This is a genomic window from Bacillus sp. FSL W8-0629 (genome assembly GCF_038593225.1).
Classification (GTDB): domain Bacteria; phylum Bacillota; class Bacilli; order Bacillales; family Bacillaceae; genus Bacillus; species Bacillus altitudinis.
Window position 1 is genome coordinate 3,146,091 of the sequence record NZ_CP151975.1, and the last position, 24,593, is coordinate 3,170,683.

Sequence of the window (24,593 nt, forward strand, 5' to 3'; positions counted from 1 at the left end):
ATCACCTATCAATCTCTTTAATACATATAGTGCCTTCCCTTTTTCACTTTCTTGCCATTTAGCATCGCCCCAAGCAGTTTCCCTGTCGTACCCTCTAATACTTCTTTTGATTTCTTCACAGCGGCAATCTTCGTTTTACCGCTTAAAACCACAAGAATGCTTCCATCCGTCCGGTTCGCTAATATTTTGGCATCGGCTACAGGCAGAAGCGGTGTGGAATCAACAATCACCATGTCATACTGCTGCTCAATCTCGTAAAATAGCTGCTTCATCACAGAGGAGGAAAGCAGCTCAGCGGGATTCGGCGGAATGGTCCCACTCGGAAGCAGCTCTAAATGCTCAATCGGTGTAGGCAAAATGGCTTCTTCCAAACTGCAATTATTTAATAGCACATTGGTCAATCCGGTGTGCGGACTCAGATCAAAATATTCATGAATGGCTGGTTTACGTAAATCAGCATCCATGAGCAAAACCCGTTTTTTCTGCTGTGCAAAAACAGCTGCCAAGTTTGCAGCCGTAAATGATTTTCCTTCCTTCGGCAAGGAGGATGTGACCAATATCGACTTCAGCCTCGTTTGAATCGACGTGAATTCGATGTTCGTTCGGATCGTTCGGAATTGTTCCGCAATGACAGAGTGAGGATTTAATACAGAAATACAGGATAAATCTCTTTTTTCTCGTTTTTTCCTCTTAAAAATCAATGTTCTGTCCTCCCGTTATGACGGACTGCTTGTCTTTTTTTGCCCTCCTGTCTGCCTGCATCTGATAGACACTGCCGAGCGATGGCAATCCGATCTCTTCTCTTATTTGATGTGTTCGTTTCACCGTATCATCGAGTAAATTCATTAAGAAAATGAGTGTCATTCCCCCTAATACAGAGGCGCCTAGTGCCAGAACGATGTGAACGAATTTACGTGAGTTCATCAGTATCGTGTTGGACAGCTTGGCTTCAGACAAAACATTAATGCGATCCATATTCATGGTTTTTTTGATTTCTTCTTGCAGCACCTCTGTGGCTGTATTCGCAATGGCTACTGCCTTCGCTCGGTCCTCATCTTGTACAGAAATATTTATGACCTCTGACTCATTTTCTGTACTTGTGGCAATTTTGTGTTTTAATCCTTCCGCCGATTCTGTAAGATTGAGTGTTTCTTTTACTTTTTCAATAACGATTGGACTTTTTAATAGGACTTGAAAGGTACGTGTATATTGAAGGTTCATCTGAATATCGTTTAAATTCGCTTGTGCATCACTGCTTCGTTTATGAACAAGAATTTGAGTGGTTGCCTGATATACAGGAGTCGAGACATAGAACTGATAGTAGGCTGAAATGCCCGTTACGATCAGGACAATCAGGATCAGAAGGGCCATTTTCTCTTTTATGACAGAAAACAGCTGCTTAAAACCTATATTCTCATTCATAGATACCTCCCGATTTCATCATAAAAAGGTTATATATGGTTTCTTTTTGTTAATGATTGGATTATAAAAGATAATACCCGCAAAGAAAAATGTCATAATAGGTCTTATAGTTCTTTTTAAAGAACGAAATCGTTCGTTTTCTTTTGTTTACTTCCTGTTTCTTACGTTTTTGAATTTTATAAAGAACAATTTATTTCTTATAATGAACGAAAAGGTCGCAGAACGATTCGCCGGGGAGAAGGGAGATCATATATCGAATGATAGGAAAGGTGATACGCATTTACCGAAAGAGGAAAGGATACTCAATCCAGCAGCTGGCTGAAGATGCCCATGTCTCTAAATCGTATTTGAGTAAAATTGAGCGTGGTGTCCATCGTAATCCATCTGTCCAGTTTTTAAAAAAGGTATCCTCATCACTAGACATTGATTTACAAGAGTTGTTTGATGCAGAAACGATGATGTTTCATTACGCTGAGGGCGGTGAACAGGAGTGGCGGGATCATATCGTTCATGCCGTCCAATCCGGCATGCCTAAAGAAGAACTGTATCAGCTGCTCCAAACCTACAGAAAGGAGCAGGAAGGAAAGACGTTACATGTCCATCATAGAAAGCTGACCGACTCAAATATGTCAGAATGGAAGCGTCTCATGAGTGAAGCAAAGGCCATTGGCTTAACCATCGAGGAAGTGAAAGCGTTTCTTACCAATATGGGAGAACACCGGGCGTAAGCCACTGAGATCAAACCAATTTGCGGGGAGAGGCGCTTGTCGCTTCGATGAAATAGAGCCTTTTTATATGAAAAGGCTCTTTTCAGTTTATGGACAAAGGGCTAAAATGAACTTATTTTAGCCCTTTGTCTTCTTTTCAGCGTGATAGAAAACCTTTGCAGTCTAGTAAGGACGAGCACCAGCGCGCAGGACTGACACCGAATGCGAGGGTTTGTCTACATGCTGAGAGCCTTTTTGCATTAGAAGGCTCTGTTTTCTGTTATTCTTCTTTTTTGGTTCGTGCTTTTTTCGTAATATCATTGTTCTTCCAATAGGCCCATAGTGATGTGATGCCAAGAAAGGCTAACGTAATGAATTGCTGCACACCTTCTTCATCAATTGGAATTGGGCTTTTTCCTGCAGCAGTGAGAGCGCTGTTCACAAGTGCCAATAAAAGCAGCACAAGCCTCGCAATAGTGCCTGCACTAATTTTTTGAACCTTCAACTGTAACCCCTCCCCTTATCCTTTCATACGGGCGATACTGCTCGTTCCCTCTCATATGTATGCAAAAAGCGAATGAATAGAAGAACGAATCAAAAAAAGAGACATCATTCCTAGATGCGGAATGATGCCTTGATTTATGTGCTGTTTATTTAGAGAACATCTTTTTTGCTTCATCCATTGCCATTTTGTTGCCTAGAGCTGAATAATCTAACCATGGCTGATCGGCAATCGGATACACTTGGTTTTTCTTCACGGCTTTTAGGCCTTTCCAAATCGGCGTCTGCTCTAACTGTTTGAATGCCTGTTGCGCCTTATCATCACGGTTCACGACGACAAAAATAGCATCTGCATCAAAGTCAGGAAGCACTTCTTGAGAAATGACTTCAAATGGACGTTTGCTGTCCAGTTTTTTCACACCATCTACAGGTGTCAGTCCTAAATCATCGTATAAAATTGGCCCCATCGGACGTTTCATACTAAATACTCGAAGCTCTTTTGCTGTTACACGAATCGCCATCACTTTTCCATTTCCAATCTTTTTCTGGATGAGTGATTTGACTTCTTTTGCTTCTTGATTGTAGTCCTTAATATATTGATCGGCTTCTTTTTCTTTATTGACGAGCTTGCCGATTTTTTTCAAATGATCACGCCATGTGCCATCATTTAAATTAAACACTTCGGTTTTGGCGATTTTCTTGTATTTTGATAAGTCTTGTCCAGCCAGTTCTTCATCGACGTAAATGACATCTGGTTTTAAAGCAAGCAATGACTCCATATCAGGATCTGCTGCGATGCCCAGCTTTTTCGTTTGGCTAAGCTGCTTTTTCGCATGTGGAAGGAAATCTTTTAAGTCTCCCCCTACAACAGAGCCAGCAGGTTTTATCCCGAGTGCTAATAAGTCATTTGTTAAATGAATCGACAAGGACGCAATCTTAGGTGTTCCGTTTTCATCTTGATTTGTTGTCTTCTTTGTTTCCTGTTGACCACAAGCGGCCAGAATCAAAAAACAGAGCGTTAAACCAAACACAAGTACTTTTTTCATGATGAGTTCCTCTTTCTTATTTTGTTTTTGTTAGTAAATAGAGAAAATAAGGTGCTCCGATAAAAGCCACAACCACACCCGCTGGGATGGCATTTGGGGCAAATATGGAACGTCCGAGTGTATCAGCACTGACCAAAATCAACAATCCAAGCAAAGCGCTCACTGGTAAAAAATATTGGTGCAGTGAGCCGACAAGACGCCTCGCCAAATGAGGTGCAACAAGGCCAATAAAACCAATTCCGCCTGTCATCGATACACTTGCACTTGCTAGACCAACAGCTAAGGTGAGAAGAAAAAGTCGTTTGCGCTCTACACGTACTCCGACACTTGAGGCGACGGCATCACCTAATGTTAACGCATTGAGTGTGCTGGACTGCATGAGCGTAAGCGGGACAAGACATACGATCCAAGGTAGGAGCGCAAGCACATGAATCCAGTCTCTTCCCCATACATTTCCCACAAGCCACCTTGAAGCGAAGGTGTATGTATCTTCATCCAGTTTCAATGACAAATATAACGTCAATGCACTAAACCCCGCAGCTACGGCAATTCCAACAAGGATCAGCCGGATAGGCACAAGCCCTTCATGCCTGTCGTACGCAAGAAGAACGATGACTGCCGCCGCAAGCAGACCTCCACCAAACGTAAAGAGCGGAATGAGTAAAGATGGATTTCCTTCTAGTACGTGAAAATACGTCACAAAGATGATTAAGCCGAATGCGGCTCCTGCATTCAGACCAATAATCCCAGGATCGGCAAGTGGATTGCGGGATAAACTCTGCAAAATGCCACCTGCGATGCCTAGACCTATTCCAGCTAGTATCGTCACGACGATTCGAGGCAGACGATAATCAAACAGCACCGTCTCACTTTGGAAATCTCCAAAGCCAAATAACGTTTTGACGACAACGAGAGGACTGAGTTTCAGCGTGCCGGTATTTAAACTATACAGCACGACAGCCGCACTCAGACAAAGCAAAACGGCTGTCACGACAAGAGCACGCCGTTTCTCTTTCATGACAGGTTCCTCCCTTCTTTTCTGGCAATATATAAGAAGAAAGGAACACCAACAAGTGCCACCATGACGCCAATGGCAAGCTCTCTTGGCGGATTTACTGTCCGGCTGGCAAGATCAGCGAAGACGAGAAGCATTGCGCCTAAAATCGCTGACATCGGAATGACGAAACGATAATTGACCCCAACCAGCTTTCGTGCAATATGCGGAATGACAAGCCCGACAAACCCAATAGACCCAACCGCCGATACAGAAACGCCTGCCAGCAGAACCGCAGCTGCCATACCTAGTATTCGCACTTGCCGGGTTTTCACCCCTAAATTCGCAGCTACATCTTCACCAAGTGATAATAACGAGAGGGATCGTCCTAATAACATCGCCCAAACGATGACAATGAGAATGACTGGAGCAAGGATCATCAGCTGCGGCCATTTGACACCTGCCACACCCCCTGCATACCAAAAAGCCAGATCCTGACTGAGATCAAAGTAAATGGCGATACCTGAGCTTAGCGCATGCAGCAATGCGGCAACAACAGCTCCAGCTACAGTGAGCCGAAGTGGAGTCAGCACGCCGCCAGCCGCCCCAATGGCAAAAATCAGCAGTGTACTGAGAACGGCACCAAAAAAAGAAAATAACATCAATGCCGAATAAGGCATTCCTGGAAAAAAAGCAAAACAGAGAGCGACTACAAACATCGCACCGCCGTTAATGCCTAATATCCCCGCATCTGCCAGCGGATTTCTTGTAATGCCTTGCATCAGCGCACCTGCCACAGCAAACGCCGCTCCAACAAGCGCAGCTCCTAACACACGAGGAAGCCTTAATTCATGAATGATCTGCTGCTCTGTCACATGAGACTGATAGTCAAACACAGCTGTCCAGACCGTTTGCAAAGACAATGACTTTGCACCGTATGAAACAGCCAAAAACATAGCCGCCAATAAACCAATGACAGCGAGAAAAAACAATAAAAAGAACAAAATAGGTGATGATCGTTTTTGTTGAGATGTTCGCTTATCCGGCAAAATCGGTGTCATCCTTTTCTTCATTAAAAGTCAGTTTGAAAATGAGAATCATAATCATCAAAATTATAGCTGTCAGCCTCTGAAAAATCAATGTACGGCTCATTTTTTTAATTATTGAAGGTATTGGTAGACGGCAAATAAGAGAATTCTTTCCTTCTGCTTTTTCTCGTTCTGAAAGACCTATCAATTTTTACAGTATTTTAATAGGAAAATAGTTGACATTCCGCATGAAAATCCCCTAAAATTACAAAAGTAAGTCAATTGTTATAAAAATATTACAAACAGATGTCAAAGGAATAAAGAATGACCCGTCATGAGAGGAGAATTGAAAGTTGTGTCAGTAAAGGGAAAATGGAGTATCATCCTATTTGCGCTTGCCATCGTCATTGGAACAGTTGCATTCTTTCAAAATCAGCAAGCAAGCGGTACAGAGAAGAAAAATGTGAAGCAGGATACGAATTATAAAAATGTTGAAATTGTTACTCTTGTAAATGACGGGAAGTTTATGAGATATGCGGTGAACTATCCACTTTTTCATCAAAAAAAGCTAGATGACAAGATTCAAAGCTATGCGAATTCAGCATTAGAGCATTTCAAAAAGACATTTAGTGAAGCAAAGGACATTGATGAAAACAAACGGTTTGAACTGAATATTGACTATGACATGGTGCACTATGCAAAACAATCTGCGGCCATTTATTTTACGACCTATACATATACAGGTCAGCAAAATGGGACCACTCATCACGTCACAATCAATTTCGATTTTCAGAAAAAAGACTTTCTTGACACAAAAGATTTATTTCAACCAAAAAAGGACTATTTGAAAAAATTATCCTATATTACATACACGGAGCTTAAAAAAGATAAAACCTTGTCTAAGGATCTATCACTCCTTCAAAAAGGAACAGCCCCTACTGATCAAAACTTCAGTCAATTCGCCTTAAAAGAGAAATATATAGAGTTCTATTTCCCAGCTTCTCAAGTAGCCGCAAAGGACTTAGGTCCGCAAACGCTGGCGATCAAAAAGACGTTGCTAAAAGATATCTTGAAGCCTGAATATATGAACAAGACCAAAAATCAGAATGAAATCAAAGAACCGAATCCAAAAAGAAAAGCCGTCAAGCTGCCGCAAAAGCCAAAGCTTGATCCGAATAAAAAAGCCATCGCACTCACATTTGATGATGGTCCAAACCCAGCCACAACGTCAACCATTTTAGCAGCGCTGAAGGAAAATAAAGGACACGCCACCTTTTTCGTATTAGGAAGCAGGGTTCAGTATTATCCTGGAATGCTTGCCGACATTTTAAAGGGCGGAAATGAGATCGGAAACCATTCATATAACCATCCTTTATTAACGAGACTCCCTCTAAAAGAAGCGGTCAAACAAGTAAAAGACACGCAGAAGCTGATTGAAAAGGCCAGCGGTTATACTCCTACGCACTTTAGACCGCCATATGGAGGAACAAATCCAGACATCAATCAAGCGGTGGGCATGAACGTTTCATTGTGGGATGTCGATCCTGAAGACTGGAAAATTCGCAACAGCCAACAGATCACAAGCCATGTTCTCTCACATGCAGCAGATGGCAAAACCGTACTCATGCACGATATTTATGACAGCTCTGCTCGAGCAGCAGTGAAGATCATACATGAACTCACCAAACAAGGCTACCAGCTTGTCACAGTCAGCGAACTTGAACAATTGAAAAAAGAACGAAACGAACAGACCCCTGTGCAGTAAACACAGGGGCTTTTTTTTATGACTCTAACAACTTCTTTCTTTTTAACAATGCTTGAAACGTCTCTTCAAGCTCATGAGAAGGCTCGATGCTTAAACGACTGAGCACTTCAGACAGCTGCATATCAATCAGCAGGAGCTCTTCTTCTTTCTTTGTAGCAGCTGGCTTTTCTTCCTTTTGTTTATATTCTTCATAGGTGCCATCAAAGCGTTCAATGGTACCCTCGTGCACATGAAGAATACGAGTAGCCACCTGCTCAATGAGCCTCCTGTCGTGGGAGACAAACACAACTGTGCCCGGGTAATCTTTTAAAAGTCCTTCAAGCGCTTCTACTGCCGCAAGGTCTAAAAAGTTCGTCGGTTCATCAAGCATCAGAACATTGGCATCACTGACGAGCAACTTTGCAAGCATCGTCTTCACTCGTTCCCCGCCGCTTAATACGTTCGTCAGCTTATACACATCGTCTCCCCGAAACCCAAGTCTCGCTAAAACGGTGCGAACGATCGTCTCATCTTGAATCGCCTGTTCCAGTGCATTTTGTAAGATCGATTCATCTAGATTCAGTCCTGAAAGATCTTGGCTGAAATAGCCAATCTTCACGGCTTCTGAACGAAAAATCCCGGGATGTCCGTTTACAAGCATTCGGAGAAATGTCGTTTTACCGCTCCCATTCTTCCCAATGATCGCGACTTTGTCTCCGCCTCTCACTTCAACATTCGCCTTTTTCCAAAGGACTTTATCTCCTGCCATGCCATCTACATGTTCGACACGAAAAATGGAGCGGCTTGCCACTTCCTTCATGGTGTGCTGCGTCATTTGAAGAGGCTGGACTTCCTTTACCTTCTCCACCTTTTCTAATTTCTCCATTCTTGTTTCAATAGATTTGGCTGTTTTTTGAAGCTTTTTTTGCTTGTTTGCATAATAAGGCTTTGCAATTTTAGGCCCCGAGGATTTCAGCTTTGGAGATGGCTTTGTCGCTTTGTCGGCTTTTTTCATTTTCTTTTGCAGTGCATGTTCTAACTGTTTTTTCTTTTGGGTATACACCTCGTACGCCTCCACGTGCTGGCGATGTTCGAGTTCTTTTTGCCGGGCAAAATCGCTGTAGTTGCCTTTGTATAGTTTGAGCTTCCCATCTTTCAATTCCCAAATGTCTGTACATAACGCATCTAAAAAAGCACGGTCATGCGAGACGACAATCAGAGCACCTTGATGATGACGAAGCTTTTCTTCTAGCCACTCAATATGCTCCGTATCTAAATGAGTCGTGGGTTCATCGGCTAATAAAAGGGCAGAAGGCCGGCTTAAAGCTCTTTCAATATAAGCTTGTGTCATCTCTCCACCACTTTGTCTGCCATCTCCTGTCTTTAGTTGAGGAAGCAGCGTACAAGTTGTAGTGTGTGCAAATGTGCCGCTGTCTGGTTTTTCCCTACCCGCTAGTACATGGAGCAATGTCGTTTTCCCACTGCCATTTGTCCCTACAAGGCCGATTCGGTCCCCTTGATGAATGGCAAGCTCCTCTATATCAAATAACAAACGATCCTTTCGAAATACTTTTAATTGGTGGGCTCTCAGTAACATCCAACCCTCTCCTTTCGTATCAGGAGACATGAAAAAGCCTCCCATTCTCAGAATAGGAGGCAAAATGGTGTACAAAAATAAGCGTATCGATACAGAATGACATGCGGTTCAACAAATGAGCACACATATCCCCCGTATCCATCACTTCAATCTTTGATTCCCAAGCTGTACCATCCTATTCCGAAGCTAAAAAATGAAAACGCAGCAAACATAGCAACACATATCGTTTGCTCACTGCCTTCGTTCTTTCATTTTGCTTACAGGTCATAGGATTAGTACTTCATTGCATTGGGTCACCCTTCCGTCGTTTATTACGTATACGATAAAAGATTGGTTATTTTTTGTCAAGTGGGTTTCCTATTAAGACAGGCTGGCCAACTTGGGTAAACACCTTACCTATTGCATCTGTTTCGCTTGCATAAACTGATCAATGACACGTAATGCTTTTTCTGTTCCACCTGCTGTTTGGAAACTTTCTTCAATCTTTTCAATCCCAGCACGGTATGTGTCACTTCCGAGTACACTCTCTACAGTATCTCTCAACTGCCTTGCTGTCAGCTGGTCTTTATCGAGTGCACGAGCAGCAGAGAGATCCGTCAGTCTTTTTGCCACCATCGGCTGATCTTTGTCAACCGGGATGACAACCATTGGAACATGATAATGAATACCTTCATTGACACTGTTCATCCCGCCGTGGGTCACAAACACATCTGTCAGTTCAAGGACTTCAAGCTGTGGCACATAAGGCTCGATGAGAAAATGAGATGGCGCTTCTTTTAGGAGAGACATGTCGATTTTTTCACCAGTTGCGAGAATCACTTTTCCATCAAAGTCGGCAAAGGCATCAATACACATATTAAAGAATGCTTCAGTATCTCCAAGAACCGTTCCCATTGAAATAAAGACAACCTTCTCCCGCTCAAGCGCTTCTAATGGGAAAACGTGCTGGTCAGCACGTTTTAGAAAACTCGGTCCAATGAAAACAAACGAATCATCCAATGCATCAACAGACGGCTGAAAATATTCACTTGTATACACCATATTCAGTTCGCCGCGGTTTTTCATGAATTGCATCAAATGCTTTGGCTGAACGCCAAAACGTTCATGTATTTCTTCTAACAGATGAGCCGCCTTCTCATCTTTTCTGTATAGAGGTGTATCAAAATGCGCCTCCTGCAGCACAAAAGAAGGATTCGAACCGATGCCTGGAATCTGTAAGTAATCCCGCACAAGCTCACCTGCTCCAAACATATCAAAATAGACCAAATCAAATGAATGCTGTTGAGAAAGAGTTTCCACCACTTCTAAAATGTCTAATGACGTTTGTAGCATGGCATGAAAAAATGGCTGCATGGACTCCAAATCGTCTTCTTCCACGCTTAATGTCCGAATATAATCTGGATGTATATGTATGTGAGCGCCTAAGCGTTTGATCCGTTTTTGATAATGTTCAGTTGTGACCACATGCACTTCATCACCTCGATCAACAAATGCTCTAATCATCCCTAACATTGGGTTCACATGTCCTTCAGCTGGGAACGTAATCATTAAAACCTTCGCCACAAGAATCCTCTCCTTATTGTCAATTCCCTTCCATGTTAATCTTATACAGTGATCAGGCTCAACAAATACGCCTGAAAAGGGGATAAATGAGTCTTAGGGCTAGTATTTTAAGAGGATAGCAGAAAAAAAGACAAAGCCTCCTTTTTAAGTGCTTTGTCTTTTTTCTATTAATTTTTGAGCAGCATTTGTTTAAACGCAGCAGACTGTTTTTCAATTGAGATTGGATCAGCATAGATAAATTCTTTGATTGAATAGGATAAAACATGTCCTTGTTTCACTGCTTTATTCTTCTTCCATACACCGCTACCTGTGATATCAGAATTCGGTGCTTTTCCATCCTTTGTTGGTACAAGTAAATAGTCACCTGTATACTCATTCATCTCTTCTAATGAAATACCGAGATACCCTTCTTTTGGTAGAGCTTTCTCTGCTTTTTCAGGCAAACTGAATCCATACCCTTGATAGATAACCTCTCCTCCACGACCAAAGTCTGTACCAAATAAGTACACCTGCTTAGGCTGCACATCCATAATGGAGAACGTCTTGTCTTCACCAATTTTTGCTTTGACCTCTTTGCCGTCTTTTTTCAGCTGCTCGTCCATTTCTTGTATTTGTTTTTTGGCTAACGATTCTTTTCCAAGAATCTTTCCGATTTCAATATGCATCTCTTTAAAGCTATGCTCACTTGTTGTGAAAGTGATTGTTTTTGCGATCTTTTTATATTTTTCAACTTGATCATTTTGTGAATACGCAATAATGAGATCAGGTTTCAGTTTGGCGATTGCCTCCACATTTTCTATCGGCACCCTCTTCACACCTGTTTCATCTAAAAAGGATGATTTAGGATAAACATCTGTCATGCCAACAGGTGTCACACCTAACTTTTTAAAATTTCCAAGCTGTGCTGTTAACACAACAATTCGTTTCGGTTTGTCTGGAATGGTGATCTTTTCACCCGTTTCAATTGTATATGTACGAGTATTTGATTCTTGTTCTTTATTGTCTTTCTGCCCGCAAGCCACCAACAATACTGCCAGCAGACTCATAAGCCAAATCATTTTTTTCACTTACGAAACCACCTTTAATTGAGAATGATTATTAATTATAACATAAGCAGTGTGGTTTAGATGATAAATAAAAAAACACTTCATATGGAGTGTTTTCATCATGCATTAAGTTAATTAGATCGCAACCAAGTTTTTATTCGACTTTATACAATAATCATAAATAATATCGCATCTATATCAACAACATTTTTGTAGTATCTCAGGATTATTGAATATGACTTTCATCTTACATATAACATTTTCAGAAATATTATGCTCAATATCTTGAAAATTTTGATATATCTCCCCTTATTTACTGTATAATTAGAGCTAGTCTTTAAAGGAAGGTGACTAAAAATGATTTTCAAAAGAAGTAAACCGAACAAAAATACAATCACTAATGCTGATAAAATAGTAGATAATCATCTATATGTCCATTCTGCATGGCCTACTGTTAAAGTCGATGATATTACATGGAAAGAAAACCCCTACAATGATATCACATGGTGTTTCTATCTACATAGTTTGGATATTGTAGCATATTTAATGCATGCTTATGAAATAAATCCTGAATTAAAGTATTTAGAAAAGTCAAAAGAGATCATTAACAGTTGGATATTAACAAACCCCTCAAAAGAAGAACAAGTAAGCAAATTTGCATGGAAAGACCACAGTGTCGCTAATAGAATTGTTAACATCATACATTTTTGGACAAACTATAAAAATTCGTCAATTTTCGACGAATCCTTTGCTGAAATTATTACAAAAACTTTAATTAAGCATGGTGACTACCTTGAAGATGATAAGAACCACACATTTATTAATAATCATGGTATTTTCCAAGATCGTTCTTTAATTGAACTATCTTTAGTTTTCCCTCATTTATCTAACTCGAATAGATGGTATAGTAAAGCAATTAATAGGTTTATGCAACATGCCAAAAAAGATGTTGCTCCTAGTGGTGTCCATCTTGAGCATAGTGCAGCATATCACATCGTTGTAATGAATCTTTTTAAAAGTATCAATGAATTTTTAAAGTACCACAAAAAAGAAGTTTCTGAACTATCTTTTTTGATATACAAAATGGAAGATTATTTAGCTTACGTAGTTAAACCTGATGGAAAAATACCAATGACAGGCGATTCCGGGCCAGATGGCATTACATATTTATCAACAGACAATATAACGAATCCAACCTTACTATACACTCGTACCAAAGGTCGTACTGGAAAACAACCTGATATAGATAAAGTATATATGGATGCTGGAATTTCTATTTTTAGAAATAATTGGGATTATAACAATGATCAGCTTTATTTGAAATTTTTAGCTGGTTTTCATTCCAGAACTCATAAACATGCCGATGATCTATCTTTTCTACTTTCGATTGGAGAGACTGATTTTTTTGTAGATTCTGGGAAATATAATTATCAAGAAAAAGATAGTTATCGCAAGTACTTTAGAAGCTCCAAGGCACATAATACCATCACAGTGAATAGAAAATCATATGAAATTTCAGATGAACAAGTTGGAAATTCTAAAATACAGAATTATGGCCTCCATGAAGACTACAGTTTCGTTACCGGTATTCACTCACTTTATGCAGGAGTAAAAGTAAAAAGAACTCTCATTTATCTAAAAAGGTTGGAATCCATAATTATTTTTGATGAATTAACTAGTAATAAACTTCGAACCTATAGTCAGATATTCAATATTGATAAGAATGTAAAAACTACCGTAGAAACAAAAAAGAAAGTATTGCTTGAAAGCACATTGAATGGGAGAACTATAGAGCTACTTCAACTTAATCATGTTACAGAGTTTAAAAGATATGAAGGTCACACTGATCCCATTGAAGGATGGCAATCATCAGTCTTCAACAAAAAATATCCAATTACTCAAATTCAATTTTCAAATAAAGGGATCGATTTAGAATACAGAACTATCTTGAATACAAATTTAGATATCGGTATTAAATACTTCTCTACAAGAAAATCTGAAGATGATAAAATGGTCTATTTAATAACAGATAAGAATAACGAAAAGATCGTTATTACAATTTAAAGGTCATTAAGTAAGAAGAAGGTACTTCGTTATTCTTCTTCTTATTTAATTCTATACTTTAACATATCGGAGGAATATTGCAGTTATCATCACAACTCCTCGATATTAGGGACTTTACCATCTTATCCACGTTTTTACTTGTGTCCTATTCTTAACTCCTAGCTTGTCCATGATTTTTTTGTAGGGATTCCCGCTAATCTCATTTGAATGACCTCTTCTTTTATACTAATCGGGTAACTAACTCTTTTTCCCATACAAAAACACCTCCAACTTGTTTTCAGGTATGCTATACCCGATTTTCAACTTAAAGGTGTTTTTTATTTGTCTCACTTTATGGAGTCAGATTCATTATTATCGAAAGGTTTTCATAAGATACAAAATCCACTTTAAGAATAAAGTAAGCAACTTCTTCAACATTGTTAAATAACGCGCTCGGAGGGATTCGAACCCCCGGCAGACGTGGTACCGGAAACCACCGCTCTATCCAACTGAGCTACGAGCGCACGATATGTTTTTTGAACGTCAGCATATCAAATTATAAGGGAAATGCTGCAAGAAAGCAATGATTAATCGCTATCCCTGTCGATGCATTTTCTTCATTCCCATACATATACTCATATGATGGTTTGAAGTGGAAGAGTTTTGGGGAAAATGGATAGGGGTATTTGATTTTAGGTCAGCATTTTGTTTGACCTTTATTGACCAAAAATGTATCATTGAATTACATACTTACCTAAAAGGTGAAGGAGGAACATTATGAATTTAATACCTACAGTCATTGAGCAAACAAATCGTGGGGAAAGAGCTTACGACATTTATTCTCGTCTTTTAAAAGACCGTATTATCATGCTTGGTTCTGCGATCGATGACAATGTTGCCAACTCCATCGTATCACAGCTTCTCTTCTTAGAAGCCGAGGATCCAGAAAAAGATATCTCTATCTACATTAACAGCCCTGGCGGTTCGATCACAGCTGGTATGGCCATTTACGATACGATGCAATTTATTAAACCAAAGGTATCAACTATTTGTATTGGTATGGCTGCATCTATGGGTGCGTTCCTGCTTGCTGCTGGTGAAAAAGGTAAGCGTTATGCCCTTCCAAATAGTGAAGTGATGATTCACCAACCACTAGGTGGTGCGCAAGGTCAAGCAACAGAAATTGAAATTGCGGCAAAACGAATCCTTTCTTTACGCGATAAACTGAACCAAGTACTTGCTGAACGTACTGGTCAGCCAATTGAAGTCATTGAGCGCGATACAGATCGTGACAACTTCAAAACAGCGGAAGAAGCACTTCAATACGGACTCATTGACAAAGTCTTGACCCGTAATTCAGAAGAACAAAAATAATCACAAAACAAACCGTCTGCTCTTTGAACAGGCGGTTTTTTGTTATGCATCTGTTTTAAGACAGCTCCGTCCATTTCTGCTGAAGAGACGGTGTTTGATAGGAAGCCATCTGTGAAATCAATTCTTCCGGTTCTCCAGAGGCATGCAGCAATTGAAGGTGTGATTCATTCGAAAAACCTTCCTGTACACTGAACGTCACCATGTCGAGGAGCGGTTTGAAATACTGATTCACTTGATACAATCCGATTGGCTTTTGATGGATGCCAATTTGCGCCCAGCATAGCACCTCAAATAATTCTTCATATGTACCAAAACCACCTGGCATGGCAATAAACCCATCGGCCAGCTCGCTCATTTTCGCTTTTCGTTCATGCATTCCTTTGACTTCAATGAGTTCAGTGAGCTCTTGATGCACAACCTCTCCTCTAAAAAGCCCTTTTGGCATGACTCCGATCACTTGCCCGCCGTTTTTTAACACCTCATCCGCTATAGCGCCCATTAAGCCAATTCGTGAGCCGCCGTATACAAGACGGATTCCTTGCTCTGCCATATAAGCTCCTAGCTCGACAGCTTTTTGTTTGTAGATGTCATTCACACCTGGATTCGAACCAGCAAACACACAAATCGTTTTCATCAAAACAGCTCCATCTCTCTCTATGATTTCTTCACCCACTCATTCTACTATAATTCATTGTAAAGAAACAGCCGCTCCATCTATATATAGTGTAAAATCAGAAGGTGAACACCATATAAGGAGCTGTATAAAGAGAATGCAAACAACTGAAATGGAAAAATGGATCAAAGATTTCTACAAAATGAGAAATTGGACAGAATACGGGCCGTTTATCAGGTTAGGTTTCCTGATGGAAGAAACAGGAGAACTCGCTCGTGCAGTCAGGGCGGTCGAAATTGGACGCGATCGACCTGATGAGAAAACACAGGAGGACGCCGCGTTAAGAAAGGACCTTATTGAAGAAATGGGAGATGTCTTAGGAAATCTACTGGTTCTAGCTGATCTCTATGATGTAACAGTAGAAGAGGTCTTCTCTTCCCATCAACAGAAACTCACACAACGGTTTTCTAGTGAAAAAGAGCAGGTAAAAAGCACGTGACCGACATGTCACGTGCTTTTTTTAGCCTTTTATAGCTGCTGTGGTGAAATATCATCCGTTCGTTCAAAGAAATGCTGCTTTCCAATGTGATGGAAAAGACCGGTACGATGCAAAAGCTCTTTTGGCTGTGATTGAAGCCCTACAATCATCAATTTTCCATTGTGATGCTTTAATCGATTGGAAATGTTCATCAGAACCGCTTCTGCTGAGGTGTCCATATAATTCACTTTGTTCATAAGCAAAATGAGTGTTTTCGGCTTTGTCTGAACATGATCCAAAATCGAATTTTCCAATGAATCGGTTGTACCGAAAAAGAGTGGCCCTTCAATCGAATACATACTAATTCCTTTCTGATCGGTCTCCCTTTCTAAGGCAGCCGCCGTTTCGATTTGAGGAACAGCGACATTTGTGTGGATATTCGTTGTCTGGCTCATTTTTTTGATAAAGGCGATAAACGCTAAAATGAGACCTGCAGTCACGCCAATAATCAAATCACCGATGACCGTCAGCAGGAAGGTCACGACAAGCACAAGGGAATCCGCATTTTTGACTTTGACAATATTGATAAACTCTTTTTTCTCACTCATATTCCACGCCACAAACATCAAAATCGGTGCCATGGCAGCAAGCGGAATCATCGATGCATATGGTGCAAATAACATTAAGATGAGCAAGACGACGACACCATGCACGACTCCTGAAATGGGGCTTGCTCCGCCATTTTTAATGTTTGTTGCCGTACGAGCAATCGCTCCAGTCGCTGGAATCCCTCCGAAAAGCGGTGCCGCCATATTGGCAATTCCTTGCCCGACGAGTTCTTTATTGCTGTCATGTTTAGAACCTTTCATATTATCAGCAACCATCGCGGACAAGATGGACTCCACGCCGCCCAAAAGTGCAATGACAATAGCCGGCGGCAGCAAATAAATCATTTTTTCAATCGTCAATTCAGGAAAAGCGAAAGTTGGCAGCTGACGAGGGATTTCGCCATATGCAGAGCCGATGGTTTCAACTTGTCCTTGAAAAAAGAGAACAGCTATAAATGTTGAAACGAGTAGACCTAATAGAGCACCAGGTATTTTGGGAATGTATTTTTGCGCCGCCAAAATCACGATGAGCCCAACAATCGCTGTGAGAATGGCGAGACTGTTTGCGGTACCGAGATGGACCACGATCTCTCTCATATTGAGGAAAAAGCTTTCATGCTTTTCAACACCCTTTAATCCGAGGAAGTTGGCAATCTGTCCTGAAAAAATAATGACAGCAATGCCAGCAGTAAAGCCGATAATAACCGGACGAGGAATAAATTTCATGAGCTTTCCTAGTTTGAATATTCCGAATAATACAAGCATACAGCCTGCCATAAAACCAGCAATGAGTAAGTTTTCGATACCGTACTGGCTGACGATCCCGAATAAAATTGGAACAAATGCCCCGGTCGGTCCGCCGATCTGATACTTTGAACCACCAAACAATGAAATCAAAATGCCGGCAACGATGACTGTGTATAATCCATATTCTGGTCCGACACCAGATGCAATGGCAAAAGCCATGCCTAAAGGAATTGCCACAACGCCCACGACAAGCCCAGCGATTAAATCGCGTCTAAACTTTGATGAATCATAACCTTCAAATCTTCCATAAAAACGCATGGTATGTGTTGGCCTCCTTCAAGTATGTGTAGATGATTTAGGTATATTGCGGGTCAATCTGTTTATCTTTTATAACGACATCCAGCTTTCCTGTTGCCGGATGAATCACTAGTCCATGAACAGCTACATCACTTGGCATGAGCGGGTGCTCTTTGACTAATTTCACACTTTGAGATACGCTCTCTTCCACTGAATCAAAGCCTGTCAGCCAGCCCTTTAAATCGACACCTGCGCTTTTCACAATGCTCAAACACTTTTCCTCAATTCCCCTTGCTTTTGCCTTTTCAAGTAAAGGGTCTGCCGCAAGGCCTGCCATTCCGCATTCATGATGTCCGACAATGCATACTTCCTCTGCTTTCAGCTCATAAATGGCTAGTAAAATACTCCGCATGACACTACCAAATGGATGTGTGACGATGGCTCCTGCATTTTTAATGATTTTCGCATCACCGTTACGAAGCCCCATGGATTGGGGTAATAATTCCAACAGGCGTGTGTCCATACAAGTTAATATAACCAATTTCTTCTCAGGAAATTTTCCCGCCTTGAAAGGCTCATACTGTCTCTCTTTCACAAAGTCTTCATTGTGCTGAAGAATCTGTTCTAATGTTGATCCCATCCTGTCATCTCCTATCTTTTTTAAGTGATTGTAACGCCTTACCTGGCCTCCTTTTCCCTTGTGTGTTCTCAAGCATAGAGAAGAAAAATGATAGAAAAAAAAGAAAAAAATGAGAAAACGATGAGAGAATATGTAAGCATTTTCTCTATTTTGCTCTTTGTTCCGCTTCAGCACAGGGGATATGCGGCTTTTGCTTACAAACGATGGCTCTCATTTCACCAAAAGACGATGAAAAGGTTTAGTAGAAAATGACCATCCCGTTTAATACACTGCAAATATAATAAATTTTCTATCAAAAAGTCTCGATCTTTTTTCCAATTTGTCAGATTATCTCTCGAAACATCTAGCGTTTTTCTATGACTCATCTACTAATCACTCGTTTTTCTACATCATAAAAAGACATCAGATGGCCATGTCATTTACTCTTTCACTATAAAAATCTCTCCTTTTCCGTTATTTCAGTATATTAAATATTGAGCAGCTCATATTCAAACGTGTACTGCCAAAATGGTTGCTTTATAATAAAAAGAGAAAGATGACCATATGAAAGGAGCGAGTTGATGATGAAACCACATATTTTTGTCGCCAAACCCTTACCTACCGCTTTTGAAGACATGTTAAAAGAACATTGTACATATGAGGTATGGCAGTCAAAGGACCCGATCCCAAGAGATCTATTATTTGAGAAGCTGCAGAAGGCTGATGGCCTTTTAACATCTGGCACGAAAATTGATCAAGATTTATTAGATCATGCACCCCAACTCAAGGTGGTGAGCAATAATTCAGTCGGCTATGACAATTTTGATCTAGAAGCCATGAGACAAAGAGGCGTGATTGGTACGCACACGCCTTATACACTCGATCATACCGTTGCTGATCTTGCCTTTTCGCTCATTCTCTCTTCTGCGAGGAGAATTGCCGAGCTTGATCGTTTTATCCGCAAGGGAAAATGGACAAAATTTGTTCAAGAGGAAGATATATTCGGCATTGATGTCCATCATCAAACGCTTGGGATCATTGGGATGGGACGAATCGGTGAGCAAGTAGCCAAACGAGCCGCTCATGGTTTTGATATGAACGTCCTCTATCACAACCGGAGCCGGAACGAGAAAGCCGAATCGGCATATGGCGCTGTATATTGTGCACTGGATGACTTGCTGAAGCAAGCTGATATCATTGTGTTAATCACACCACTGACGGATGAGACGTACCATATGATAGGAGAGCGGGAATTGAAATTAATGAAGCCGACAGCTTTATTCGTGAACATCTCCCGAGGAAAAACCGTCGATGAGAAAAGCCTCATTCAAGCACTGCAGGAAGGGTGGATTAAAGGAGCTGGTCTGGATGTGTATGAGCAAGAACCGCTTCAGGAAGATCATCCTTTCAAAGAGATGGACAATGTCACGCTTGCCCCGCATATCGGTTCCGCTACTGAAACGACAAGAGATCTTATGCTGAAACGAGCCATTCATAATGTACTTCATGGAATTGATGGCAAAGCCCCTGTTGATATTGTGAAGGAGCTTGCCTCATCTTAATTGAAAAAAGGCGCAGGGAACTGCGTCTTTTTGTTTACGTCATCTAGAGACAGTAGGTCAAAAAGCCTCATTTTTTCCAATCTCCTGATTCTTTACATTCTCTTCATATGCCGGTGCTATAATATGAGGTAGACAAGCATCAAGAGGACGGCATCCCATTTCCTTTTGAGGAGGATCAAGATGAAAAAAATAAGTTCGATTTTTACTCTGTTCGCTCTGATTGCTGCCATTCTGTTTTCTGGATTTATCCCGCAGCAAGTCCATGCAGAAACACCACTTGCACCAACAGCCACAAATGAGACTGCTTCCGTACAGCTTGCACCAGACCTTCGTACCCTTGCCGTCATTAATACCTTTGATGGTGTAGCAGATTACTTAATCCGCTATAAACGACTACCTGATAATTACATCACCAAATCACAAGCGAGCGCCCTCGGATGGGTGGCATCAAAAGGAAATTTAGCTGAAGTCGCGCCGGGCAAAAGCATCGGTGGAGACGTATTCTCTAATCGGGAGGGACGCCTTCCATCCGCTAGTGGCCGTACATGGCGTGAAGCCGACATCAACTACGTCTCCGGTTTCCGTAATGCTGACCGCCTTGTGTATTCAAGTGACTGGCTCATTTATAAAACAACCGATCACTATGCGACATTTACGAGGATTCGTTAATCAATGAAAAAGACAGCCCTAAGTCAAAAGGGCTGTCTTTTTTGATATTGTTTACGGAAGCAGTTTTTGTACGTACTCCTCAAACGGTTGTGAGAGTGGTTTCTTCGATACTTCTTCCTGTTCATGTATCGTGACATGATCCTCTGTCACGATCACACGACCTGTTGGTGTCAGTTTGGATGCAAGCAGCCTTTTGTTAAAAGGAGAGGCTTCATTTTCATAAATCTCATGCCGCAATTGCACAAGTGTATCTTCACCGACTTCTTTTAATGTGAAAGCATAACCTGTTTCAGCACCTGCTCCCCTATCCAATTGGAGTAGATGGGTTCCTTTTTCTGTTTCCTCTGCGTTCACGCGAAAACGAAGGGACGGTGCTTCCACCCATTCACCTGTAAAAGGGACGGGCTGAAGGGGTAAATTCACACCAAATCCTGCATCAATGAGGTAGCGCTCATGGTGATGTTGAAGGACGATGGCTACATGCGTCCCATCCAGTGCCCACTTCTCTGCTTCTTTGTTATATACGGTCCCTTGAACGAGCTTTACGGCGAGACCTGCCTCTTTTAAGACATAATATAAGAGCGGATTGAGGTCATAGCAAAGCCCACCTCTGCTGCCTTCCAGAAGATGATGCTTCAAACCTTCTTGATCCAAAGCATAGGCGTGTTTACCCACCACAGATCTATTTTCAAAAGGAAAGGTATAAGCCATCTTCCTTAGTAAATCCGGTAATTGATCAAACGTAATGGACGCGGCTTCGTATCCAATTTTCTGTAAAAAGGCTGATTGAATCACAACTTTCCCTCCTAAAAAAACTGAGCCCTTGAAAGAGACTCAGTTTTCTTGATTGATAAAATCCGTTAACGCATCGATGGCTTCTTGTTCATCTGCTCCATCAGCTATTAGTTTGACGGTGACCCCAGAGCTGATCGCAAGACTCATCAGTCCCATAATACTCTTCGCATTGACCTTTTTCCCATCTTTCTCTAGAAAAATATCAGCACCAAAACGATTGGCTTCTTGAACGAACAAAGCAGCCGGACGTGCCTGCAAACCCGTTTTCAGCTGAATTGTGACCGTTTTTTCCACCATATGATCTGCCTCCCTTTTTTATTTCCCTATTTGAGTGTAACAGCTTGTCCGTTTCTTAATTGTTCTGCAATTTGATCTAGCTTTCTTAAACGGTGATTAATGCCTGATTTGCTGATCTTGCCGCTTTCCACCATTTCGCCAAGTTCCTTTAATGTGACTTCTTGGTAGTCAATACGCAGTTGCGCAATTTCACGCAGCTTATCTGGCAGGGCGTCTAGTCCAATCTTTTCGTCAATGAATTGAATATTTTCAACCTGGCGCAGTGAGGCACCGATCGTTTTATTCAAGTTTGCTGTTTCACAATTGACGAGCCGGTTCACTGAATTCCTCATATCTCGGACGATGCGCACGTCTTCAAAACGAAGCAATGAGTTATGAGCACCCACAACACTTAAGAATTCCGTAATTTTCTCCGCTTCCTTCATGTATGTGATAAAGCCTTTTTTGCGTTCAAGTGTTTTACTGTTAAGATGGAATTGATTCATGAGCTCACATAGGGCATCATTATGTTCTTTGTATAGTGAAAAAATCTCAAGGTGATACGAAGAGGTTTCTGGATTATTCACAGAACCTCCTGCTAAAAAAGCACCTCTCATATAGGAACGCTTGCAGCATCTTTTCTTCACAAGTTCTTCTGAAATGTTGCGTTCAAATACAAATTGTTCACCTAATATCTTTAGGTCCTCTAAAATGGTTTTCGCTCGTTCTACCAGTCTGACAATATACACATTATTCTTTTTTAATCTCATTTTTTTACGAACGAGCAGCTCGACAGTCACATCGTATTTCTTTTTCAAAAGGGTATAAATACGTCTTGCAATGGCTGCGTTCTCTGTCTGTATATCTAAAATCAATTTTCGATTAGAAAAAGATAATGAACCGTTCATACGGATGAGGGCAGAAAGCTCTGCTTTTGTGCAGCAGTCCTTCACTTCCAGATTAGTCAGCTCTTTTTTTGTTTCGGATGCAAATGACATCCTTGCCACCCCCATTCCTATTTTTTCTGATGCAGCAAATCGACAAGCAGCGCAGCTACTTTCAACGTATCATGACGAATCACATGCTGGTCATATGTAATGATTTCCCCAGGGATGACTTCTAGTCCCATGGCTTTGAGTACATCTGTGTCGAATTGTACAGGCTGCGCCTGTTCTTCTGCATATTTTGCTTTGATTTCTTCTGGAATTTCTTTATTGTTCACAAATATCGTATCGATAAATGGTCGGTCCATATGATCGTTTAGTGCCTGCACATGATCAGCTGCACTGTAGGAAAGCGTTTCCCCTGGCTGTGTCATGACATTGCAAATATAGACTTTTTTCGCCTTAGAACGAATGACTTCTTCGCCAATATGCGGTACAAGCAAGTTTGGCAAGATACTTGTATACAAGCTGCCAGGTCCAAGGACGATCAAGTCGGCTTCACGAATGACTTGAATCGATTCTGGGAGCGGCTCAATCGTATCGGGTGTGAGGAACACTCGTTTAATTCGCTCACCATAGGTTGGGATTTTTGATTCTCCTGTTACCACTTGCCCGTTTTCTAATTCCGCATGAAGAACAACACTTGAATTCGCTGCTGGCAATACTTTTCCTCTCACATTTAAGACCTTGCTCATTTCTGTGACGGCATGAAAAAAATCACCGGTTATATTCGTCATAGCCGCAAGAATGAGATTGCCGAGAGAGTGGCCTGTTAAGTCATTCCCTTTATTAAAACGGTGCTGAAATAAATCTTCTACAAGCGGTTCGACATCAGAGAGTGCCGCAAGTACATTTCGAATATCGCCTGGAGGCGGAATATTCAAATCATGTCGCAGTCTGCCTGAGCTGCCTCCATCATCAGCTACCGTCACAATGGCGGTAATGTCCACTGGCTTTGTCTTTAATCCTCTAAGTAAAACAGATAAGCCAGTGCCTCCGCCAAGAATGACAACCTTTGGTAGTGTCGTCATCTATTTTCTGCTTCTCTTTTCAATGTCCCGGTGAGTGACATGTGTATAGTAGTCATTTTTAAAATACTCCGATAAGTAGTTCGCTAGCGTCACTGATCGATGCTGTCCGCCTGTACAGCCAATGGCAATAACAAGTTGGCTTTTTCCTTCTCGTTTATAGGACGGTAGCATAAAGCTGAGAAGGTCGATTAATTTCTCTGTGAACTTTTGCGTTTCACTCCACTTCATGACATAGGAGCGTACTTCTTCATCGTTTCCAGTCTGTGGACGCATGCTCTCAATATAGTAAGGATTCGGCAGAAATCTCACATCAAATACAAGATCAGCATCAATCGGCAGACCGTATTTAAAACCGAAGGACATCACATTCACTGTAAACACCTGCCCTTGGCTCGTGGCAAAGTGTGCAACAATTTTTTCTCGAAGCTGTTTGGGTTTTAAATCCGATGTATCAAAAATCATTTGAGCCCGGCCTTTTAACTCTTCTAACAGATCGCGTTCCATCTCAATTCCTTCGAGCGGCAAACCTGTTGTCGCAAGGGGATGAGAACGTCTCGTTTCTTTATATCTTGAGACAAGCACCTTATCGTTTGCATCTAAAAATAGAATCCTTGGTGTGATCCAGCCGATATCACTCATCTCATCTAAGGCAGCAATTAAGCTATCAAAGAATTCGCGTCCGCGCAAATCCATCACAAGGGCCACCTTGCTCATCTTTGAATTGGATTCCTTCATGAGCTCTAGAAACTTCGGTAAAAGTGATGGCGGTAAGTTATCCACACAAAAGTAACCTAAGTCTTCAAAGCTTTGGATGGCAACGGTTTTCCCCGCACCTGACATTCCTGTAATAATCACAAGCTGAATATCATCTTGTTTGTGCGTATTCATG

23 protein-coding genes, 1 tRNA gene and 2 pseudogenes are annotated in these 24,593 nt (G+C 41.2%); 7 read left to right on the top strand and 19 right to left on the bottom strand.

From position 1 onward, the window contains the following. Positions 1–17 precede the first annotated feature (17 nt). The gene (locus tag NSQ17_RS16390; protein ID WP_008347761.1) at positions 18–701 is read right to left on the bottom strand and encodes a CpsD/CapB family tyrosine-protein kinase; all 684 of its coding nucleotides are present in this window, start codon (positions 699–701) and stop codon (positions 18–20) included. Next, positions 691–1,422 carry a Wzz/FepE/Etk N-terminal domain-containing protein gene (locus NSQ17_RS16395; RefSeq protein WP_024719858.1) on the bottom strand — a complete coding sequence of 244 codons (732 nt, stop codon included), beginning with the start codon at positions 1,420–1,422 and terminating at the stop codon, positions 691–693. The genes NSQ17_RS16390 and NSQ17_RS16395 overlap by 11 nt, the downstream gene beginning before the upstream one ends. 257 nt (positions 1,423–1,679) lie before the next feature. Here NSQ17_RS16395 and NSQ17_RS16400 point away from each other — a divergent pair, with 257 nt between their 5' ends. Next, positions 1,680–2,150 carry a helix-turn-helix domain-containing protein gene (locus tag NSQ17_RS16400; RefSeq protein WP_007500131.1) on the top strand — a complete coding sequence of 157 codons (471 nt, stop codon included), beginning with the start codon at positions 1,680–1,682 and terminating at the stop codon, positions 2,148–2,150. A 259-nt stretch (positions 2,151–2,409) separates the two neighbouring features. Here NSQ17_RS16400 and NSQ17_RS16405 read toward each other — a convergent pair whose 3' ends face one another. The 4 genes from NSQ17_RS16405 to NSQ17_RS16420 form a co-directional block, all read right to left on the bottom strand. Next, a complete protein-coding gene (locus NSQ17_RS16405) occupies positions 2,410–2,634 on the bottom strand; it encodes a phage holin (protein WP_008347764.1) in 225 nt (74 codons plus the stop codon). Positions 2,635–2,779: 145 nt separating this feature from the next. Then, the gene (locus tag NSQ17_RS16410; protein WP_007500130.1) at positions 2,780–3,676 is read right to left on the bottom strand and encodes an iron-hydroxamate ABC transporter substrate-binding protein; all 897 of its coding nucleotides are present in this window, start codon (positions 3,674–3,676) and stop codon (positions 2,780–2,782) included. A 16-nt stretch (positions 3,677–3,692) separates the two neighbouring features. Continuing rightward, positions 3,693–4,694: an iron ABC transporter permease gene (locus NSQ17_RS16415; protein WP_025208010.1), complete on the bottom strand. Its 1,002-nt coding sequence runs from the start codon at positions 4,692–4,694 to the stop codon at positions 3,693–3,695. Further along, positions 4,691–5,719 (bottom strand): iron ABC transporter permease, encoded by a 1,029-nt coding sequence (locus NSQ17_RS16420; protein WP_025208011.1) that lies wholly within the window; start codon positions 5,717–5,719, stop codon positions 4,691–4,693. The genes NSQ17_RS16415 and NSQ17_RS16420 overlap by 4 nt, the downstream gene beginning before the upstream one ends. A 334-nt stretch (positions 5,720–6,053) precedes the next feature. Here NSQ17_RS16420 and NSQ17_RS16425 point away from each other — a divergent pair, with 334 nt between their 5' ends. Further along, positions 6,054–7,463: a polysaccharide deacetylase family protein gene (locus NSQ17_RS16425; RefSeq protein ID WP_342467604.1), complete on the top strand. Its 1,410-nt coding sequence runs from the start codon at positions 6,054–6,056 to the stop codon at positions 7,461–7,463. A 16-nt stretch (positions 7,464–7,479) separates the two neighbouring features. Here NSQ17_RS16425 and abc-f read toward each other — a convergent pair whose 3' ends face one another. The 3 genes from abc-f to NSQ17_RS16440 all read right to left on the bottom strand — a co-directional run bounded on the left by abc-f (position 7,480) and on the right by NSQ17_RS16440 (position 11,660). Continuing rightward, entirely contained in the window at positions 7,480–9,039 is a 1,560-nt protein-coding gene (gene abc-f / locus NSQ17_RS16430; RefSeq protein ID WP_335364857.1) for an ABC-F type ribosomal protection protein, read from the bottom strand. Positions 9,040–9,435: 396 nt separating this feature from the next. Continuing rightward, complete coding sequence (locus NSQ17_RS16435) at positions 9,436–10,602, bottom strand: macrolide family glycosyltransferase (protein ID WP_342467605.1); 1,167 nt, start codon at positions 10,600–10,602, stop codon at positions 9,436–9,438. Positions 10,603–10,769: 167 nt separating this feature from the next. Next, entirely contained in the window at positions 10,770–11,660 is an 891-nt protein-coding gene (locus NSQ17_RS16440) for an ABC transporter substrate-binding protein (protein ID WP_342468112.1), read from the bottom strand. 345 nt (positions 11,661–12,005) lie between these two features. Between NSQ17_RS16440 and NSQ17_RS16445 the strand changes: the two genes are divergently transcribed. Beyond that, the gene (locus NSQ17_RS16445; RefSeq protein ID WP_342467606.1) at positions 12,006–13,712 is read left to right on the top strand and encodes a heparinase II/III family protein; all 1,707 of its coding nucleotides are present in this window, start codon (positions 12,006–12,008) and stop codon (positions 13,710–13,712) included. 117 nt (positions 13,713–13,829) lie between these two features. On the opposite strand, the pseudogene NSQ17_RS16450 reads toward NSQ17_RS16445, so the two are convergent. Further along, a pseudogene (locus NSQ17_RS16450) lies at positions 13,830–13,966 on the bottom strand (IS3 family transposase); the annotation flags it as partial. Between the two features lie 173 nt (positions 13,967–14,139). After that, positions 14,140–14,215: transfer RNA gene (locus NSQ17_RS16455), tRNA-Arg, on the bottom strand. A gap of 253 nt (positions 14,216–14,468) precedes the next feature. Here NSQ17_RS16455 and clpP point away from each other — a divergent pair. Continuing rightward, on the top strand, positions 14,469–15,065 hold the full coding sequence (clpP, locus tag NSQ17_RS16460; protein ID WP_024719872.1) for an ATP-dependent Clp endopeptidase proteolytic subunit ClpP: 597 nt from the start codon (positions 14,469–14,471) through the stop codon (positions 15,063–15,065). Positions 15,066–15,120: 55 nt separating this feature from the next. On the opposite strand, the gene NSQ17_RS16465 is transcribed toward clpP, so the two are convergent. Next, positions 15,121–15,699 (bottom strand): TIGR00730 family Rossman fold protein, encoded by a 579-nt coding sequence (locus tag NSQ17_RS16465; protein WP_024719873.1) that lies wholly within the window; start codon positions 15,697–15,699, stop codon positions 15,121–15,123. 136 nt (positions 15,700–15,835) lie between these two features. Between NSQ17_RS16465 and NSQ17_RS16470 the strand changes: the two genes are divergently transcribed. After that, positions 15,836–16,177, top strand: a complete 342-nt coding sequence (locus tag NSQ17_RS16470; protein ID WP_017368102.1) for a MazG-like family protein — start codon at positions 15,836–15,838, stop codon at positions 16,175–16,177. A gap of 29 nt (positions 16,178–16,206) precedes the next feature. Here NSQ17_RS16470 and NSQ17_RS16475 read toward each other — a convergent pair whose 3' ends face one another. Then, a complete protein-coding gene (locus tag NSQ17_RS16475) occupies positions 16,207–17,829 on the bottom strand; it encodes a SulP family inorganic anion transporter (RefSeq protein WP_025208022.1) in 1,623 nt (540 codons plus the stop codon). Positions 17,830–17,866: 37 nt separating this feature from the next. Further along, a complete protein-coding gene (locus tag NSQ17_RS16480; protein WP_039169096.1) occupies positions 17,867–18,448 on the bottom strand; it encodes a carbonic anhydrase in 582 nt (193 codons plus the stop codon). A gap of 563 nt (positions 18,449–19,011) precedes the next feature. On the opposite strand from NSQ17_RS16480, the gene NSQ17_RS16485 reads away from it, so the two are divergent. Together NSQ17_RS16485 and NSQ17_RS16490 are read left to right on the top strand one after the other, a co-directional pair. Then, a complete protein-coding gene (locus NSQ17_RS16485; RefSeq protein ID WP_061420932.1) occupies positions 19,012–19,989 on the top strand; it encodes a D-glycerate dehydrogenase in 978 nt (325 codons plus the stop codon). 342 nt (positions 19,990–20,331) lie between these two features. Beyond that, positions 20,332–20,658: pseudogene (locus NSQ17_RS16490) on the top strand (ribonuclease); the annotation flags it as partial. Positions 20,659–20,709: 51 nt separating this feature from the next. On the opposite strand, the gene NSQ17_RS16495 reads toward NSQ17_RS16490, so the two are convergent. Genes NSQ17_RS16495 through rapZ form a run of 5 tightly spaced genes read right to left on the bottom strand, consistent with a single transcriptional unit; the run spans position 20,710 to position 24,592 of the window. Next, positions 20,710–21,453: an arylamine N-acetyltransferase gene (locus tag NSQ17_RS16495; RefSeq protein ID WP_047945649.1), complete on the bottom strand. Its 744-nt coding sequence runs from the start codon at positions 21,451–21,453 to the stop codon at positions 20,710–20,712. Between the two features lie 39 nt (positions 21,454–21,492). Continuing rightward, complete coding sequence (locus tag NSQ17_RS16500) at positions 21,493–21,750, bottom strand: HPr family phosphocarrier protein (protein WP_008348124.1); 258 nt, start codon at positions 21,748–21,750, stop codon at positions 21,493–21,495. Positions 21,751–21,776: 26 nt separating this feature from the next. Further along, the gene (whiA, locus tag NSQ17_RS16505; protein WP_008348125.1) at positions 21,777–22,727 is read right to left on the bottom strand and encodes a DNA-binding protein WhiA; all 951 of its coding nucleotides are present in this window, start codon (positions 22,725–22,727) and stop codon (positions 21,777–21,779) included. A 17-nt stretch (positions 22,728–22,744) separates the two neighbouring features. Next, entirely contained in the window at positions 22,745–23,704 is a 960-nt protein-coding gene (locus tag NSQ17_RS16510) for a YvcK family protein (RefSeq protein WP_008348128.1), read from the bottom strand. Beyond that, positions 23,705–24,592, bottom strand: coding sequence for an RNase adapter RapZ (rapZ, locus tag NSQ17_RS16515; protein ID WP_024719879.1), 888 nt, complete (start codon positions 24,590–24,592; stop codon positions 23,705–23,707). Position 24,593: the final 1 nt, after the last annotated feature.

Coding starts and splice junctions, on each gene's coding strand:
- NSQ17_RS16465 (WP_024719873.1), bottom strand. CDS start 15,699: ATGAAAACGATTTGTGTGTTTGCTGGTTCGAATCCAGGTGTGAATGAC.
- NSQ17_RS16470 (WP_017368102.1), top strand. CDS start 15,836: ATGCAAACAACTGAAATGGAAAAATGGATCAAAGATTTCTACAAAATG.
- NSQ17_RS16415 (WP_025208010.1), bottom strand. CDS start 4,694: ATGAAAGAGAAACGGCGTGCTCTTGTCGTGACAGCCGTTTTGCTTTGT.
- NSQ17_RS16480 (WP_039169096.1), bottom strand. CDS start 18,448: ATGGGATCAACATTAGAACAGATTCTTCAGCACAATGAAGACTTTGTG.
- NSQ17_RS16500 (WP_008348124.1), bottom strand. CDS start 21,750: ATGGTGGAAAAAACGGTCACAATTCAGCTGAAAACGGGTTTGCAGGCA.
- NSQ17_RS16400 (WP_007500131.1), top strand. CDS start 1,680: ATGATAGGAAAGGTGATACGCATTTACCGAAAGAGGAAAGGATACTCA.
- whiA (WP_008348125.1), bottom strand. CDS start 22,727: ATGTCATTTGCATCCGAAACAAAAAAAGAGCTGACTAATCTGGAAGTG.
- clpP (WP_024719872.1), top strand. CDS start 14,469: ATGAATTTAATACCTACAGTCATTGAGCAAACAAATCGTGGGGAAAGA.
- NSQ17_RS16440 (WP_342468112.1), bottom strand. CDS start 11,660: ATGATTTGGCTTATGAGTCTGCTGGCAGTATTGTTGGTGGCTTGCGGG.
- abc-f (WP_335364857.1), bottom strand. CDS start 9,039: ATGTTACTGAGAGCCCACCAATTAAAAGTATTTCGAAAGGATCGTTTG.
- NSQ17_RS16475 (WP_025208022.1), bottom strand. CDS start 17,829: ATGCGTTTTTATGGAAGATTTGAAGGTTATGATTCATCAAAGTTTAGA.
- NSQ17_RS16395 (WP_024719858.1), bottom strand. CDS start 1,422: ATGAATGAGAATATAGGTTTTAAGCAGCTGTTTTCTGTCATAAAAGAG.
- NSQ17_RS16510 (WP_008348128.1), bottom strand. CDS start 23,704: ATGACGACACTACCAAAGGTTGTCATTCTTGGCGGAGGCACTGGCTTA.
- NSQ17_RS16485 (WP_061420932.1), top strand. CDS start 19,012: ATGAAACCACATATTTTTGTCGCCAAACCCTTACCTACCGCTTTTGAA.
- NSQ17_RS16410 (WP_007500130.1), bottom strand. CDS start 3,676: ATGAAAAAAGTACTTGTGTTTGGTTTAACGCTCTGTTTTTTGATTCTG.
- NSQ17_RS16445 (WP_342467606.1), top strand. CDS start 12,006: ATGATTTTCAAAAGAAGTAAACCGAACAAAAATACAATCACTAATGCT.
- rapZ (WP_024719879.1), bottom strand. CDS start 24,592: ATGAATACGCACAAACAAGATGATATTCAGCTTGTGATTATTACAGGA.